The organism is Streptomyces sp. NPDC005485 (genome assembly GCF_040606085.1).
In the GTDB taxonomy this organism is placed as follows: Bacteria; Actinomycetota; Actinomycetes; order Streptomycetales; family Streptomycetaceae; genus Streptomyces.
Map to the genome: position 1 here is coordinate 41,427 of NZ_JBEXDZ010000003.1, position 14,748 is coordinate 56,174.

Here is a 14,748-nt window from a genome sequence, read left to right on the forward strand (position 1 = left end):
GACCGGGCCTCGGGGCTCGGCGACGGCCCCACCAGTGAAAGGCATCGCATGCGGAAGATGACCGACGAGCAGTGGCGGGCGTTCGTCACGCACGGCACCCGTACCGGCAAGCTGTCGACCGTCAAAGCCGACGGCAGCCCGCACGTCACACCGGTCTGGTTCCTCCTCGAAGGCGACGACATCGTGCTCACCACCGAGAAGGACGGCGTCAAGGGCCGCAACCTCGCCCGCGACGGACGCTTCGCCCTCTGCGTCGACGACGACCAGCCCCCATACGCGTTCGTCATCCTCCAAGGACACGCCGACACCTCCGCGAACCCCGACGAGATGCTGTACTGGGGCGGCCTGCTCGGCGCCCGCTACATGGGCGAAGACCGCACCCAGGAGTACGCCGCCCGCAACGGCGGCCCCGGCAACCTCCTCGTCCGCGCCCACATCGACAAAGTCATCGCTTTCAACGGCATCGCCGACTGAACGACAACGTCCCGGGCACGGTTGCTTGCCCCGCTGCCGTGCCCGGGACGTCCTGGCTCACGAGGCCGAACGGCCGGGCTGCTTCGGCGCCCGCATCGCCGGAACTGGCGTCTGACCTGCGGCCCTCCGCTCCGCATCCAGAGCACGCCCGGCCGCCCGCAGCCTACTGAGGACCGCCGTCACCTCGCGTACCGACTCCTCAGGAATCACCGACCCGATCCTCAGTTCCAGCTCCTCCTCGAAGACCTTCAGCGCCCCCTCCACCAGCTTCCGCCCCTCAGGGGTGAGCTCGACGATCGAAGAACGCCGGTCGTTCGGATTGGCCCGCCGGCCGCACAGGCCCGCCGCCTCCAGACGGTCGACCACCTTGCTCGTCCCGCCCACCGTGATCGAGAACTCCTCCGCGATGTCCTGGATCCGCCGCCCAGGCCGCCGCAACAGCAGGTGCAGTACCTCGAACGAGGTCAGCGCCAGGTCATACTCCGCTCGCAACCGCCCCTCGATGCCGTCCCACAACTCGATCTCCAGCGAGACCAGCTCCCGGTACAGCAGCTTCAGATCAGTGCCAGCCATCACTCATCTTCCAAAGAATTATCTTCCATAGACAGTTAATTGTAGGTCACCGGTATCGGGACTCAGAGTGTTTGGTTCGGGGTGTGGTTGGGTTGGCAGCACGCGAACGGGGGAGGCGGGCTGCGACAGTGCACCGCGCAGTTGTCGGTTCTCCACGGTCAGTTGGTGAACAGCGCGAACAAGGTGATCGACGTCGGTCCGCAGCCGGGACAGCTCCGCTATGTCCTTGGCTCGGAGCTCCTTGAGTTTGGCGATGTGCTGGCGCAGGCGGATCTCGGAGTCCGGCGTCTGTCCGCGCGCCCTGACCTGCGCGTAGAAGTCGTTCTTGAGGTCCGGGTGACGCTGGGTGAGTGCGTTGCGCGGTACGCCGGCTTCCTGGGCCAGGGCGACGATCGTCAGCGCGCCGTTGGAGTGCTGCGCGGTTCCCTGCAGGATGCGGTCCATGGCCGCGCAGATACGGTCGCGTTCGTCGGGTGCGGGGCTCATGCGGTGCCGTCCTGAAGGGTGGTGCGGGTGCGGTGGTGGGTGTCGGCGAGGTCGCGCAGCCGGGCAGCGTTGCTCTGTAGCCGTTCGCCCAGCGGGCCGGGAACGTGGCCTGCCTGCTGGTCAAGCGCGGTGGCGCGGAGGCGGAGGCCGGTGGCGTGCTGGTCGGTGCGGGCGATGTTCGCGCAGCCGGGGACGCACTGGTCGAGGCTGGGGGTGTCCTTGAGGCCGCGGTGGCACAGGGCCTTGTCGCGTTTGTAGACGCACATCAGCAGCGTGTGAGGATTGTCGTAGACGGCCAAGTGAGGATTGGCGAGGATCTTTCGGGCCTGCCGTGCGGTGATGACGGTGCCGGTGTACTGGGGCGCGGTGGCGGCGGCCTTGATGGCCCGGCGGGCGGCGGGCCCGGAGATGCCGAGGCCGTCCTCGACGGCAGGCGGTGGCGGCCCCGGAGGAAGCCGGTGCGGTTGGGCGACCTGGTCGTCGATGTCCCTGCCCGGGCGCTGCAACCTGCACGGTGTCGAACTCCCGCTGCGGGACAAGGAGTTCGACCTGCTCGCGATGCTGGCCGAGCGGATCGGCTGGGCGGTGTCGCGGGAGGCGTTGATGGCCGAGGTGTGGGACGAGAACTGATTCGGGCCCACCAAGAGCCTCGACGTGACCATGGCGGGCCTGCGGCGCAGGCTGACCGAGGCCGCAGAGGCGAGCGGGCGACCGACCCGATTGCCGGAGATCACGACGTTGCGGGGGCACGGGTACCGGTTGGAATGGCAATCGGATCCATCGGAGTGAGAAGGGGTCCAATGCTCCTCCTCCCGGCGCACCACGCTCACCGGCTCCGTGTCCCGGTGACTGCCACGCTGCCGGCAGACCGAAGAAGCCGACCCGCCACCTCGCGAGCTGACGACACCTCGAGGTCGTTCACAGGGCGGAGCGGCGGGCCAGCAGGCCCAGTACCAGGAGGCCGGGGGCCATGGGCAGCCACCCGGTCAGCAGTCGGTAGCCGATGACCGCCGAGATCGCTGTCTGCCCCGGTGCTCCGGCGGCCGTGAGCGCGAGGGTAAGCGCGGCGTCCAGCGACCCCAGCCCACCTGGCGTGGGAAGCAGAGCCGCCGCACCGCTGGCGACGAGGTAGGCCATCACCACATGGCTCGTAGGCAGTGCGAGGCCGAGCGCGTGGACCACGGCGACGACCACGCCCGCGTGCAACAACGCGAAGGCGACCGAGCCGCCCCACAGTGCGCAGGCCCGCCCGGGAGAGCGATGCACCTCCCGTACGTCGGCCAGGGCCCGAGCCGCCGCCCGCCTGAGTCGGCCGCTGGCCACGACCGCCAGTACGACGGCTGCCACCGCCGAGGGTGCCAGGACCAGCAGGTGCGGGATCCGCGCCGACAGCGGGACAGCGCCCGGCGATGCCACCAGCAGGACCACGCCCAGCACGCACCGGACGATCCCACCGACGGCCGCCTTCACGGCAAGCGCGGTCGCCGAGCGTCTGGTGGACAAGCCACACCGCGTCAGGAACCGAAGATTGACCAAGTTTGCCCCGGCCCCCGCGGGCAGGATGTGGTTGGCGGCGCACGCCGCGAACTGCGCGGCCACCAGCCGTCCCCGCGGCAGCCGCTCGATGACCGCCCCCTGCTGCGCCACGGCAGCGCACACCCATGTGGCGACGGTGGCGAAGCAGGCGAGCAGCAGCCATTCCCCGTCGGCGGCCGCCAGTTGGTCGGTCCCGCTGTCGAGCGTGGCCCGGTGCGCGGCGAGCATGCCGCCCGCGGCGGCCAGCCCCGCCAGAGTGATCCCCAGCCGGAGATAAGGGCGCCTTCCCGCGGTCACGGGCACGCGGTCGGACACAGCCATCGCAGTCACCGCCCCTGCTGGGCGAAGGGAGCGATATAGGTGTGGAGAACTCCGGCCCGTTCCACGGGCCAGGTGCGCGCGTAGGCGGGCGGACGGTCGCCCGGAAGGGCGAGGACTGCGACAGGGGCCCGGTGGGCGGCCCGGGTCAGTGCGGCCGCCGTGGTGCTGGTGTCGTGGCCCTCGCTCTGCGCCGAGCCGCAACCGGTGTAGAAGGCGATCGGCACGGCCTCGTAGCCGCTGAGCAGGCACGGCGGCCGTACGCCGAGCAGGTGGAGGGCGGACGCGGTGCGGGACCAGTCGTCACGGTTGGCGGCGGAACTGTGCACGGTGCGTTCCAGGACGACGTACTGCAGGGCCAGATGGCATGCCAGGCCGGCTGCCATCAGGCTCACGGCAAGGGTCCGCCCGGTCCCCCGGGCCGGGGCGCTGACCAGGTGAGCAAGACCGTGGGCGACGGGGAGGGCGAGCAGAGCGTAGGCGGGCAGCAGGAAGCGGGGGGCCGCGTAGCCGATGAGGAACAGGTAAGGAACGGCAGCTGTGACCGCGCAGGCCAGCGGGAGCAGGACGGACTGGGCACGCCGGGCACGGACGGCGGCCACCGCGCCGAGCGCGGCGAGGACCGGCAGCGCGAACCACCACAGAGTCACCAACGGGTTGGAAACCGATCCGGTGCAGGGGCGGCAGAGAGTGTGCCCGCCGAGACTGCGCAGCTGGTCGACGACCGCCAGGTGCCAGCCGAGGCCGCGCTGGATGCGGGAGGCGTCGGAGAGACGTTGCGCCAGGCCGCCGTAGCTCATGTACGCCTCGATCACCCACTCACCGGCGCCGGCCAGCAGGCCGGCGACCAGTACGGCGAGGAGGCGGGGGCGGCGCAGGGCGAGGACGAGCAGGGGCAGCACCACGTAGACGGCGTCCATCGGGCGCATCCACGCCATCAGCGCCGCGCCCGCGAGCACACCCCACCAGGCTGCCCGGTCACCCGCGTTCGCCCGGACACGCACGAAGCAGCCGACACAGGCCAGGGCGCCGACGGCGACCCAGTAGTTGGGCATGGCCTGCGGGCCGTAGAACACCGTCACCCACAAGGAGGCGAACAGGGCACCCGCCAGAGCCAGGACGCGCGGCATGACGTGAGCTCCCCAGACGCGCAGGGTGAAGTAGAGGGCCAGGCCGGAGAGAACCGCCAGGTAGACCCGCAGAAGGGCGGTGGAGTCGGACCACGACGCGATCGGCGCGACGAGCAGAGAGATGCCGCGGGCGCGGGGCGCACTGAAGAAGGCGGCGGGAACGTGGCCGCTGACCTGGCTGACGTAGACCGTCTCATCCCAGCCGAGACCAAGATCCGATCGTACGAGGACGAGCTGAGCAAGTGTGAAAGCCCCCGCGACGGCCGCGAGCCAGGGTTCGCCCCACCGGCGCCGAGGCCGGGCGCTCCGCGGTGGGAAGCCGGCGCGAGAGGCACTGGTCATCGTGACGTTCCAGCCGTCGGCCATCTTGCACCTCTCGTCGTCACACGCCCCGGAACCATATCCTCCTACATCTCGTAGGAGGACATCTCACAGTACGGTTCGTCGGTTAGAGGCGGGTGAGACGACGCCTCCTCACTTCTCCAAGGTGACGGGATCGCGGGCAGCAGCCCACGCGAGAGGCCCGAACGGCTTAGTGCCGACCAGCTGGAGTGACCTCCGCCGTCCGCTCACCCCCTACCGGGACGAGCGAGCCCGAGGTCATAGGCGAAGATCACGGCCTGGATGCGGTCGCGGGCGCCGATCTTGGCCAGGACACGGCCGACATGCGTCTTCACGGTGGACTCCGACACGACGAAGCGGGAAGCGATCTCGCCGTTCGTCCAGCCCTTGCCGATGGCCACGAGGATCTCGCGCTCACGGTCGGTGAGAGAGGCCAGCCGCGGGTCCTCACCCGCGTCACCCCGTCCCGCGGGCGCGTGCTCGGCGTACTCGTCCAGGATGCGACGGGTAAGGGCTGGTGCGATCACGGCGTCACCCGCGGCGACCGCGCGAATGCCGGCGAGGAGTTCCTCGGGGCGCGCGTCCTTGAGGAGGAAGCCGCTGGCTCCGGCGCGCAGGGCGGCGTGGACGTATTCGTCGAGGTCGAACGTGGTCAGTACGAGGACGCGGGAGCGGCCCCCGGCCGCGGTGATCCGGCGGGTGGCCTCGATGCCGTCCATACCGGGCATGCGGACATCCATCAGGACGACATCGGGGCGCAGTTCGGCGGTCTTGCGGACGGCCTCCGCGCCGTGCGCTGCCTCGCCGACCACCTCCGTGTCGGGGATGGACTCAAGCAGCACCCGGAAGCCGTAGCGTTGCAGCGGCTGATCGTCCACGACGAGGACCGTGGTCACCGAGCGCCTCCTTCGGAGTTCAGGTCGAGGGTGGCCTCCACCAGCCATCCCGAGCCGGCTTCCGGTCCGGCGCTGATGTCTCCTCCGTAGAGCGCCGCTCGTTCGCGCATGCCCACCAGCCCGTGTCCTTCCTCATTCCATGGTCGGGAGCGTTCGACGGGGCCGTTGTCCCGGACCCGGACGACCAGCCGGTCGTCCCGGAGGATGACCGACAGTTTCACTCGGGTGCCGGCTCCGGCGTGCTTCAGGGTGTTCGTGAGGGCTTCCTGGACGATGCGGTAGACCGTCAACTGCATTCCGCGGTCCAGGGCGTCGACGTCGCCGACGGTCCGGTAGACCACCTCCAGACCGGCTGCGCGCACGCCGTCACACAGTGCCTGGATGTCCGCGACGCCGGGCTGCGGGCTGAGTTGGGGCGCCGAGGTGGGAGCGTCGGACGCCTCCCGCAGGACGCCGAGCACGCGCCGCAGCTCGCCGAGGGCCGTCCGGCCGGTGTCGCCGATGAGTTCAAGGGCCTCCTTGCCGCGCTCGGGAGCCGTCTCGGTGGCGTACGCGCCGGCGTCGGCGAGGGTGATCATGACGGACAGGTTGTGGCCGACGATGTCGTGCATCTCGCGGGCCACCCGGGCGCGTTCGGTGGCGGCCGCAAGTCTGGTGCGCTGGTCGCGTTCCGTCTCCAGACGCACCGCCCGCTCCCGCAGCCCCGCGAGCTGGGCCCGCCGGGTGCGCACCACCAAACCGAGGGCCAGCGCCGCGATCGCCGTGCTGAACAGGAAGAACAGCGCGTCCCAGACGGACACGGCCGACGACACGCGCAGCGCGACGAGCACCATGCCCGCCGCCATCACCCCGCAGGCCCACGGCAGCTGCCGTAGCCGCCCGTGCAGAGCCAGGCTGTACAGAGCGACGAACAGGGCGACGTCCGCGCGCAGAGCGGCACCCAGGGACCACTGCACCACGAACACGGCGGTGATGACTGCGAAGGCTGTCATCGGCCGACGCCGCCGCCACAGCAGCGGCAGCACCAGACCGACCTGAAGGAGCAGCATGGCCGCCAGGGGAAGTCGGGTGAAGGCGAGCCGGAACCGGCGTGGCCCGTCGCCGTCCCCGGCGCCACCGTGCAGCAGGTCCGGCAGGCAGAACATGAGGAAGACCAGCACCACCACCGCGGTGTCCAGCACCCATGGCCGGGCCTGGTCGGCCTGCCGCAGCCGCTGGCCGCCCCGGGAGAACCGGGCCAGAAGCGGTCCCATCCCGCTGAAGTCGCCGGCGGACGTGGTCGTCGTCAAGGTGGTCACCTGCCCATGGTGCAGGCGCTCAGACGTCGCTGCGCACCAGTCGGTACGCCGCACCCGTCAGCGCCAGTGCCGTCCAGCCGAGGAAGACCAGCAGACCGGCCGCGGGCGCCAGGGCGGTGCTGTCGTGGGTCAGCGCGAACATCGACTCACCCGCGTTGCTGGGCAGGTAGGGGCTGATGTTGTCCTGCCAGGAGCTGGGCAGCAGGGAGATCAGGCCAGGAATCAGCATCAGCGTGGCGACGAGCACCGAGATGCCGCCGGCCACCGACCGCAGCAGCGCGCCGAGCGCGGTGCCGATCACGCCGACCAGGCCGAGGTAGAGTCCCGCGCCCAGCAGGCTTCGCAGAACTCCCGCGTGCGTCAGGCTCATCGCGGCGGGCGTGCCAGAGACGAGGCCGCTGCCGAACCCGAAGGCGACGAACGCGCCCAGAGTGGCAACAACGAGAGCGACCAACCCGAACACGGCCGCCTTGGACCACAGAACGGGCAGCCGACGCGGTACGGCCGCGAGCGTCGAGCGGATCATGCCCGTCGAGTACTCCCCCGCCGTCACCAGCACACCAAGCACACCGAGGGCGAGCTGGGCGAAGTTGGTGCCGAACAGGGACAGACTCACGGCCGTCGACTGAGCGAAGTCATGGTCCAGGTGGCCGGAGTCGATGCCGGACTTGTAGCGGCTGGAGGCGATCAGTCCGAAGGCAACCAGGAAGAGCAGACCGAGGCCCAGGGTGATCCAGGTCGAACGCAGGGACCACAGCTTGGCCCACTCCGAGGACAGCACACGCCGTCCGGTCACCCGGTAGGCGGGGCGGGCAGGGCCGGCCGGGGGCGCCTCGACGGTTGCGGTGAGGGTGCTCATGCCGCCCTCCCCTCGGCCACGGTGGTGTCGATGCCGGTTGTGCCGTGATACTCCACGGAGTCCCTGGTCAGGTTCATGAATGCCTCCTCCAACGACACCGCATGGGCGGTCAGTTCGAACAGCGCGATCGCGTGCTCGGCTGCTTTCAGGCCGATCTCGCGGGCGCTGAGCCCGGTCACCTGAAGCTCCTCGGAACCGGCGCGGCCGGTGATGTCGACGCCGGGGCCGGCCAGTGCCTCCCGCAGGCGCGCCGGGTCCTGCGTGGCCACCTTCACCGTGTCGCCGCCCGCCTCGCGGACGAGATCGCGCACGGTGGTGTCTGCCAGCAGCCGCCCCCGCCCGACGATGACGAGGTGGTCTGCCACCAGAGCCATCTCGCTCATCAGGTGGGATGACACGAACACGGTCCGGCCCTCGTCGGCGAGCGCCTTGAGTAGGTTGCGGATCCAGAGCACGCCCTCCGGGTCGAGCCCGTTGACCGGCTCGTCCAGCATCACCGTCTGCGGATCGCCGAGCAGGGCCGCCGCGATGCCGAGCCGCTGGCCCATGCCGAGGGAGAAGGCACCGGCCCGCTTCTTGGCCACGCTGGCGAGTCCCGCGAGATCGATGACCTCGTCGACCCGGCGTCGGGGGATCCCGTGCGTGAGCGCGAGCGCGTTGAGGTGGTTGTAGGCCGAGCGGCCCGGGTGGATCGACTTCGCCTCCAACAGGGCGCCGACCTCCTGAAGCGGGGCCTCGTGCCGGGCATAGTGGTAGCCATTGACGGTGACAGAGCCGCCAGTCGGAGCGTCGAGCCCGACAATCATCCGCATGGTCGTGGACTTCCCCGCCCCGTTCGGCCCGAGGAAGCCGGTCACCGTGCCCGGCTGGACGGCGAAGTCCAGCCCGTCGACGGCGGTCTTCTCGCCGTATCTCTTGGTCAGCTGCTGTGCGTCGATCATTCGCGTTGCTTCCTGTTCGGAGACCGGCGTCCGTCGGGCGCCCCTGACGCCGCACCGTCAACGCTAAGAGCCGAAACACCTCGATTCGGTGGTACCGGGGAGTGATCTGCACTCGCCGGGTCGTACCGCGGTACTACGGGCCGCCGCTGCTCTGCGCACCGTTCAGGTTGCGTTCATGCTCGAAGTGCGATCGTGCGGATCATGACCGCAGAGCACGTCATCGACGACCGGCCACTCGCCCCCATACGCCAGATGGCGAACAAGGTGCCGGAGGTGACCATCTACTTCTGGATCATCAAGGTGCTGACCACGGGTATGGGCGAGACCGCGTCCGATCTCCTGGCCCGCACGCTCGGCCCGGTACCGGCGGTCGCGCTCGCCAGCCTCGCCCTGGCGACGTCGTTGGCCGTGCAGTTCACCCTTCGCCGGTACGTCACCTGGGCCTACTGGACGGCCGTGGTCATGGTCAGCGTGTTCGGGACGATGGCCGCCGACGTCCTGCACGTCGGCCTCGGCGTGCCGTACGCAGTGTCGGCGCCGGCGTTCCTCGTCGTACTGGCCGCGGTCTTCGCCCTGTGGTACGCAAGCGAGCGCACCCTGTCCATCCACACCATCCGAACCCGGCGCCGCGAAGCGTTCTACTGGACGGCCGTCCTCGCCACCTTCGCCCTCGGCACCGCCGCGGGCGACCTCACCGCCACCATCGGCTTCGGCTACCTCGGCTCCGTCGCCCTCTTCGCCGCCGCCATCTGCCTGCCCGCCCTGGCCCACCGCTTCGGCACCCTGAACGCGGTGACCGCCTTCTGGACCGCGTACGTCATCACCCGCCCCCTCGGAGCCTCCCTCGCCGACTGGATGGCACTCGGCCACACCCGCGGCGGCCTCGGCCTCGGTCTCTCGCCGGTCACCCTCGCCTGGACGGCCGCGATCATCGGATTCGTCGGCTACTTGGCCGTGTCACAACGCGACAAGGGCGCCCGCGCCGCAACATGAGATCACTGTTCACACTGCACACCATCACCGCCGGATACGACCGCCACACACACGTCGTCCGAGGCGCCTCCCTCGCCGGTGTCGCCATCCTCCTGCACCGCCCCGAGTCTGGAACCGTCCACCTTGACGGGACGCCCGCCCATCGTCGCGAACATGGCCACATTCAACGAGGCCCACGTGTATGGCCATCTCCAGATACGGGAACATCGGCATCGGTCAGCCGCGGCGAACGCCCCGCCGCCGCAGGGGCTTCGAACGGTCATCGACATGCGCGTACAGTGCCGTCAAGAGGGCGTAACGCGACGGTTCTCACCCAGGCCTGCGCCATGGACACTTTCCGCCAGTGAAGGAGAAGGCGCGTCATGGCCACGGCCAAAGCGTCCTCCGCGATCTCCGGGGCGAAACCGCGGTAGGCGATCAGCATGGCGACCACCCGGGGGTACCGGCGCTGGAAGAACGCCGTATATCCGTCGGACTCACTGTCCACTCCGATCGTCCTTCCGGCCCGGGCGGGCCTCACGTCCGCTCCTGAGCCCCACGGCGAGAACCACGACGATGATCATCAGGATCAGCACAGCCGAACCGAGCGTGACGGTAACCGACTTGGTGGTTACGTAGAAGGTGCCCAGGCCCCCGAGAACGGAGTTGATGAGCAGCACCAGGCCCGCAATCTCATTCCGTCCCAAACTGCCTTCTTCCGCCCCTGTAACGACTGGCCGGCCAGGCACCTCTTCCTCTTCAGCGGATCTGGCCACAGGTTCGGGAGTGGAATCAGGCAGCCCAGGAAGCCGCGCGCTGTTGTCTGTCATGCCTCTTTAGAGCCCGCGAATCCCACTCGCATGAAATGTGACACCGGTCACTGCCGGGAGTGGCCGGGTCGGGGCACCTCGCCCAGCTGCCGGTCTCGGTCCTCTCTCAGTCGTGTCCGCGCACCAGGACGACGGTGGAGAACTGCTCGCTCCCCTCCACACCGAGGACGTTGTGGGTGGGATCACCGTCGAAGAGCACATGCATGCGAACCCTTGCGTCGGCGAACAGGACGTCGGTCAGCGCGGTGAAGGCCGGGACGCCCTCGGGAGCGCCCGGACCGCGGACCGTCTCCAGCGGCCAACATCGGCTGTTCAGGAGTCGGCTGGCTGCTGGCGGAGCAGATCGGGGCGGACCTCAGCGAGGGCGAAGGCCCGCTTGAGGCCTTCCAGGAGCGCGGGCTCGATCCAGTAGACGCGTACCCGATCGTCGAGTTCGAGCAGCCGGATGTTGTTGTCCGGACCGATCCGGCGGCGCACCGCGCGAACGCTGGCATCACGGCCGCGATCGCCTCGTTTCCCTCGAGTTGAGGCCCTTCTGGGCGGGTCGCCGAGCCTTGTAGTCGAGATCTTCGTCTTCCCTCGCGTCCGGGAAACCCCCCAGGGAAGCAAGCTGCGGGTAGGTGACCTGTCGGACTCGGTGCGGGTGCCCGCGGTTGTTCACCCGTGTTCTGCCTCTGCACCTGACGTCTTCTCGCCAGGCAACGGCGTATCCGAGATCTGATCCGGGTGGTAGGTCCGCCGGTCCTTGACGCTCGGCTCGAGCGGCATACCCTCGCCGGAAGAGTCAGTGTCGATAGGTTGGGCCCCTCCGTTAGAATACACCACCCAGGCCACCACTGGGTCAGCGAACGAGGTTCCTGCGCCGGGGTCCTGCCACTCCGTCATCCAGCCCCCGCCCGGGACGGCACCCACGATCTGGTGGCGCTCACGGACTTCCTTGAAGCCCTCGATGCTCGGTGCTGATCGCAGTGCATTGCGCCACAGCACCAACGGTGCGCCTTCGTCGTCCCAGGCATGCACGGGGCGAGACTCATCAGGCAGGTGGCCGCGGTCGAAGATGGCTTCGGTGGGCACGGTCGCTGGAATCATGAGTCCCCCACGGGTAGTAGATGATTCGCCAGTCTCGGGGCCCGCGTCGCCAGCAGGCCCTAGCCAGCCAGATTCGGCTGGTTTCAGTCCCTGGTGCTGTTTGCAGAAACTGGCGGAGGATGTGGTGCGTCTGGCGAACCGGGTGTTCGCCAGCCCGGGCTGGACGGTGGCGGTTCAGTGGGTGTTAGGCCTACATCGGCCTTGGGGAACATCGTTACAGCGGTTATCGGTGAGAACGATCATGGTTGATTAGCACACCGCGCCAGGCGCTCGCCGGGGTTCCGTGAAAGGCCGCCGGTCCGGCCTGGGCATTGGCTACGGTCCGGCCGTGCCCGTGGAGTTTCTGAGTGACGAACAGGCCGTTATCTGGACTCTTTGAGCTCAACCATTGTGCTGAGCTGGGTGTTTGTGTCGCTGACAGTGTCAGTGACGTGAGGTCTCGGCGGTCGTGGGGATGCCTCGTCGGAGGTCGCGGAGTTGCCCGAGTGTGACCGCGAGTTCGTTGCGGAGCCGCTCGTTCTCCTCGTGGAGTCTCTGGTTGGCCCCTCGCAGCGTGCGCACGACGGCCTCGTGGGACTTGGTAGTGATGCGCTCTTTGTCAGGCAGGGCGGGGCGGCCCGAGGCGGGCTGTCCGCTGGCGAGATTCCGCAGTCTGGTCAGCAGATCCGTTTGGGCGTCGTCGTAGAGGAAGGTGCGGGAAACGCCGGCCCGGGAGGCGACCCCGGCGACGGTGACCGGGCCGCCGTCGCGCTCCAGGCTGTTCAGGACTGCTTGGACGCGTTCGATGCAGTCCAGGCGGCGTTGTTGAGCGGCTTCGGCCAGGTGGGCCGATTTGTCAGCCCGCATCGGCTGCCCTCTCGGTCTCGTGGTGGATGGCTTCGCGGTCGTCCGGTGGCGGGGACAGCTCGTCGTGTTCCTGGTCGGTGATGCTCGCGATGACATGCTCGACGGCGGTGGCCAGTCGCTCGTTGACGGCGGCGACGCGAGGGCGTTCTGCTGCCGTGGCGTTGATCTGCAGTTCGCGTGTGCGGGCAAGGGTGTCGCGGTGGATCGGCAGGAACTGCCGATCAGTTTGGAAGTCTTCGCAGAAGTAGCAGCCGTCGGCGGCGGTCTTGGGGCAGGGACGCGCGATATGCCGTCCGCACCAGCCGCCGGCCACCGCGTGGAGTCGGCGCCCGATCTTCTCGGCGAGCCACTCGACGCCGGACAGGTCGGCGTCGCGGCGGACCTTGACAGCCTCACCCTTGAGGTTGAAGCGGACCTCGTACTTCTCCTCGTACTCACGGCGAAGCGTGTCGTCCGCGATGCGTGAGTAGTGCTCCTGCATCTCCCACGAGGTGTGACCGAGGACTTCGCGGATGGTGCGTCCGGACACGCCCGCGTTCGCCATTCTGGTGCCCAGGGTGTGCCGGAACTGGTGCCAGTTGACGATGGCGGCGTCGCCGTTGGAGTCGATGAGCCGGACGCGCTTCAGCCAGGCATCAAAGCGAGTGTCGACCGTGCCGTAGGGCATCGGATATTTCCCGTCCGGGTTGCCGTTGACCTTGGGAAACAGCCAGTGGCAGCCGTCGCGGAAGCGTTCCCGGACGCGGCCGTGCTGCCCGCGGATAGCGTCCACGACCACGCCGGAGGCGGGGATGGCGCGGAAGCTCTTGTCCTTGCTCTTGTAGTGGACCAGGGCCCAGCGGCCCGACGGGGTCTTCTTCAGGCAGTCGGTCTTCAACGTGAGTACCTCGCCGATGCGGAGGCCCTCGTCGCGGCAGATCAGCACCAGCGTGCGGGTCTCGGGGTCGAGCAGGGCGAGGTTTTCCTCGGACTCGATCTGTTCCATCAGGTGCTCGTCGATGAAGTTGGCCTTCAGCCCGCGCTGGCGCGGGTACTCGTCCCGGTGGATCCGGGCATCGGGTGGCAGCATGGGCTGCCAGCCGTAGCGGCGCCATGTTTCGAGCATGGTGGAGATCACCGACAGCAGGCGGATGCGGCTGCCGGGGCTCACTGGCTGCCCGTAGTGAGGGCCCTTCTTCTCCACCGTCCTGCGGCCGACCCAGCCGATGTACGACTCCAGCAACTCACGGTCCAGGACTGCCGGGTCGTTCTGCTGGTCCGGGCGGCTTTCGGCGATGAACCGGGAGAAGACAACGACATCGTGGAGGTTGCGCGCGACCGAGCGCAGTTCCGTCCGTGCGAGCCGCAGCCGCATGTAGCGCTTGGTCCGCTCCCGTAGCCAGGGCTGGGTGATGCCGGTGAAGTCCAGTGGGGCGACCTTCTGCCGTTCTTCGATGCTGTAGCCGAGGCGTTCCGGACGCCACACGTCTCTGTCCCACTCCTCAGCAGGACCGTCAAGGTCACCAAGGGCTTCCAGCAAGTCAGTGAAGAGCTGCGGAACGGTGGTGTGGTTGAGCGACAACTGGCGCCAGTAGCAGGCAGGTTGGTCGCGCACCGAAGTGACGCCCTCGGCGATGACGGTGTTCACCGCGCGGACCCACGAACTGGGAACCACCTTCGACCGGCGCTGGTCGGTGCGGACCTGGAGCAGGTACTGGAACTCCAACGCCACCAGCGGCGGAAGACCTGCAACGGAGAAGCTCGGGGCGGCACGGCGCTCCAGTTCTGCGCGCAACTCCGACAGGGGCGGCCGTCCGACCTTCGTCCAGCGGTAGTGGTGTCCGTCGCACAGACCATGACGGCTGATCTCGTAACCGCAGCCCGCGAAGCCGCACCGTCCGGCAGCCGGACGTGAGAGCACCGCCGCTGTAGCCGCGTACTGACGGACGCCGATGCTCTGGCCGCGCGAGTGCAGAGCGTTACAACCGGAAAGGTGCAGGTCACACAGGCGCGACAGGCCCCCGGAATAGGGGCACTCGGCGACCAGACACGAAGCCACCTCCAGGCTCAGCCCGGCCGGCCTGTTCGTCGGGTCCGCGATCCATGCCTCGCGTTCGGGGCGCCCGGCCTTGCGCCAGGCCACGTCATGATCGGCGCACAAGCCCCGGGAGGCGTTCTT

The 14,748-nt window shown here is 68.9% G+C and carries 17 protein-coding genes and 1 pseudogene; 4 read left to right on the top strand and 14 right to left on the bottom strand.

The annotated features are described in order from the left end of the window. Positions 1 to 48: 48 nt before the first annotated feature. Positions 49 to 474: a PPOX class F420-dependent oxidoreductase gene (locus ABZS97_RS02275; RefSeq protein ID WP_356132563.1), complete on the top strand. Its 426-nt coding sequence runs from the start codon at positions 49 to 51 to the stop codon at positions 472 to 474. Positions 475 to 531: 57 nt separating this feature from the next. On the opposite strand, the gene ABZS97_RS02280 is transcribed toward ABZS97_RS02275, so the two are convergent. The 3 genes from ABZS97_RS02280 to ABZS97_RS02290 are packed head-to-tail and all read right to left on the bottom strand — an operon-like array spanning position 532 to position 2,039. Next, on the bottom strand, positions 532 to 1,047 hold the full coding sequence (locus tag ABZS97_RS02280; RefSeq protein ID WP_356132565.1) for a MarR family transcriptional regulator: 516 nt from the start codon (positions 1,045 to 1,047) through the stop codon (positions 532 to 534). An 18-nt stretch (positions 1,048 to 1,065) separates the two neighbouring features. Continuing rightward, positions 1,066 to 1,533: a hypothetical protein gene (locus tag ABZS97_RS02285; protein ID WP_356132567.1), complete on the bottom strand. Its 468-nt coding sequence runs from the start codon at positions 1,531 to 1,533 to the stop codon at positions 1,066 to 1,068. Then, on the bottom strand, positions 1,530 to 2,039 hold the full coding sequence (locus tag ABZS97_RS02290; protein ID WP_356132569.1) for a hypothetical protein: 510 nt from the start codon (positions 2,037 to 2,039) through the stop codon (positions 1,530 to 1,532). The genes ABZS97_RS02285 and ABZS97_RS02290 overlap by 4 nt, the downstream gene beginning before the upstream one ends. Here ABZS97_RS02290 and ABZS97_RS02295 point away from each other — a divergent pair. Beyond that, positions 2,017 to 2,163, top strand: coding sequence for a helix-turn-helix domain-containing protein (locus ABZS97_RS02295; RefSeq protein ID WP_356132571.1), 147 nt, complete (start codon positions 2,017 to 2,019; stop codon positions 2,161 to 2,163). The two genes, ABZS97_RS02290 and ABZS97_RS02295, sit on opposite strands and share 23 nt — an antisense overlap. A gap of 288 nt (positions 2,164 to 2,451) precedes the next feature. Here the strand turns inward: ABZS97_RS02295 and ABZS97_RS02300 are convergent, their stop codons facing one another. The 6 genes from ABZS97_RS02300 to ABZS97_RS02325 all read right to left on the bottom strand — a co-directional run bounded on the left by ABZS97_RS02300 (position 2,452) and on the right by ABZS97_RS02325 (position 8,853). Beyond that, positions 2,452 to 3,390 carry a YbhN family protein gene (locus ABZS97_RS02300; RefSeq protein WP_356132573.1) on the bottom strand — a complete coding sequence of 313 codons (939 nt, stop codon included), beginning with the start codon at positions 3,388 to 3,390 and terminating at the stop codon, positions 2,452 to 2,454. Positions 3,391 to 3,395: 5 nt separating this feature from the next. Continuing rightward, positions 3,396 to 4,883: a hypothetical protein gene (locus ABZS97_RS02305; RefSeq protein WP_356132575.1), complete on the bottom strand. Its 1,488-nt coding sequence runs from the start codon at positions 4,881 to 4,883 to the stop codon at positions 3,396 to 3,398. 203 nt (positions 4,884 to 5,086) lie between these two features. Then, a complete protein-coding gene (locus ABZS97_RS02310; RefSeq protein WP_356132577.1) occupies positions 5,087 to 5,755 on the bottom strand; it encodes a response regulator transcription factor in 669 nt (222 codons plus the stop codon). Beyond that, a complete protein-coding gene (locus tag ABZS97_RS02315) occupies positions 5,752 to 7,008 on the bottom strand; it encodes a sensor histidine kinase (protein ID WP_356132765.1) in 1,257 nt (418 codons plus the stop codon). The genes ABZS97_RS02310 and ABZS97_RS02315 overlap by 4 nt, the downstream gene beginning before the upstream one ends. 64 nt (positions 7,009 to 7,072) lie before the next feature. Further along, complete coding sequence (locus tag ABZS97_RS02320; RefSeq protein ID WP_356132579.1) at positions 7,073 to 7,912, bottom strand: ABC transporter permease; 840 nt, start codon at positions 7,910 to 7,912, stop codon at positions 7,073 to 7,075. Further along, positions 7,909 to 8,853 (bottom strand): ATP-binding cassette domain-containing protein, encoded by a 945-nt coding sequence (locus tag ABZS97_RS02325; RefSeq protein WP_356132581.1) that lies wholly within the window; start codon positions 8,851 to 8,853, stop codon positions 7,909 to 7,911. Before ABZS97_RS02325 ends, ABZS97_RS02320 begins: the two co-directional genes overlap by 4 nt. 201 nt (positions 8,854 to 9,054) lie before the next feature. On the opposite strand from ABZS97_RS02325, the gene ABZS97_RS02330 reads away from it, so the two are divergent. Together ABZS97_RS02330 and ABZS97_RS02335 are read left to right on the top strand one after the other, a co-directional pair. Continuing rightward, entirely contained in the window at positions 9,055 to 9,846 is a 792-nt protein-coding gene (locus ABZS97_RS02330) for a hypothetical protein (RefSeq protein WP_356132583.1), read from the top strand. Next, a pseudogene (locus tag ABZS97_RS02335) lies at positions 9,843 to 9,983 on the top strand (ABC transporter ATP-binding protein); the annotation flags it as partial. The gene ABZS97_RS02330 and the pseudogene ABZS97_RS02335, both read left to right, overlap by 4 nt. 339 nt (positions 9,984 to 10,322) lie before the next feature. On the opposite strand, the gene ABZS97_RS02340 reads toward ABZS97_RS02335, so the two are convergent. The 5 genes from ABZS97_RS02340 to ABZS97_RS02360 all read right to left on the bottom strand — a co-directional run bounded on the left by ABZS97_RS02340 (position 10,323) and on the right by ABZS97_RS02360 (position 14,712). After that, positions 10,323 to 10,655: a hypothetical protein gene (locus ABZS97_RS02340; RefSeq protein ID WP_356132585.1), complete on the bottom strand. Its 333-nt coding sequence runs from the start codon at positions 10,653 to 10,655 to the stop codon at positions 10,323 to 10,325. 312 nt (positions 10,656 to 10,967) lie between these two features. Next, positions 10,968 to 11,132, bottom strand: a complete 165-nt coding sequence (locus tag ABZS97_RS02345) for a hypothetical protein (protein ID WP_356132587.1) — start codon at positions 11,130 to 11,132, stop codon at positions 10,968 to 10,970. Between the two features lie 180 nt (positions 11,133 to 11,312). After that, entirely contained in the window at positions 11,313 to 11,729 is a 417-nt protein-coding gene (locus ABZS97_RS02350; protein ID WP_356132589.1) for a hypothetical protein, read from the bottom strand. A gap of 438 nt (positions 11,730 to 12,167) precedes the next feature. Beyond that, complete coding sequence (locus tag ABZS97_RS02355; RefSeq protein WP_356132591.1) at positions 12,168 to 12,590, bottom strand: DUF6262 family protein; 423 nt, start codon at positions 12,588 to 12,590, stop codon at positions 12,168 to 12,170. Next, entirely contained in the window at positions 12,580 to 14,712 is a 2,133-nt protein-coding gene (locus tag ABZS97_RS02360) for a tyrosine-type recombinase/integrase (RefSeq protein ID WP_356132594.1), read from the bottom strand. The genes ABZS97_RS02355 and ABZS97_RS02360 overlap by 11 nt, the downstream gene beginning before the upstream one ends. Positions 14,713 to 14,748: the final 36 nt, after the last annotated feature.

Bases quoted from the DNA above. Each gene is read 5' to 3' on its own strand.
- ABZS97_RS02315 (WP_356132765.1), bottom strand. From the start codon at position 7,008: ATGGGACCGCTTCTGGCCCGGTTCTCCCGGGGCGGCCAGCGGCTGCGG.
- ABZS97_RS02285 (WP_356132567.1), bottom strand. From the start codon at position 1,533: ATGAGCCCCGCACCCGACGAACGCGACCGTATCTGCGCGGCCATGGAC.
- ABZS97_RS02280 (WP_356132565.1), bottom strand. From the start codon at position 1,047: ATGGCTGGCACTGATCTGAAGCTGCTGTACCGGGAGCTGGTCTCGCTG.
- ABZS97_RS02355 (WP_356132591.1), bottom strand. From the start codon at position 12,590: ATGCGGGCTGACAAATCGGCCCACCTGGCCGAAGCCGCTCAACAACGC.
- ABZS97_RS02340 (WP_356132585.1), bottom strand. From the start codon at position 10,655: ATGACAGACAACAGCGCGCGGCTTCCTGGGCTGCCTGATTCCACTCCC.
- ABZS97_RS02320 (WP_356132579.1), bottom strand. From the start codon at position 7,912: ATGAGCACCCTCACCGCAACCGTCGAGGCGCCCCCGGCCGGCCCTGCC.
- ABZS97_RS02295 (WP_356132571.1), top strand. From the start codon at position 2,017: ATGTCCCTGCCCGGGCGCTGCAACCTGCACGGTGTCGAACTCCCGCTG.
- ABZS97_RS02275 (WP_356132563.1), top strand. From the start codon at position 49: ATGCGGAAGATGACCGACGAGCAGTGGCGGGCGTTCGTCACGCACGGC.
- ABZS97_RS02305 (WP_356132575.1), bottom strand. From the start codon at position 4,883: ATGGCCGACGGCTGGAACGTCACGATGACCAGTGCCTCTCGCGCCGGC.
- ABZS97_RS02300 (WP_356132573.1), bottom strand. From the start codon at position 3,390: ATGGCTGTGTCCGACCGCGTGCCCGTGACCGCGGGAAGGCGCCCTTAT.
- ABZS97_RS02325 (WP_356132581.1), bottom strand. From the start codon at position 8,853: ATGATCGACGCACAGCAGCTGACCAAGAGATACGGCGAGAAGACCGCC.
- ABZS97_RS02330 (WP_356132583.1), top strand. From the start codon at position 9,055: ATGACCGCAGAGCACGTCATCGACGACCGGCCACTCGCCCCCATACGC.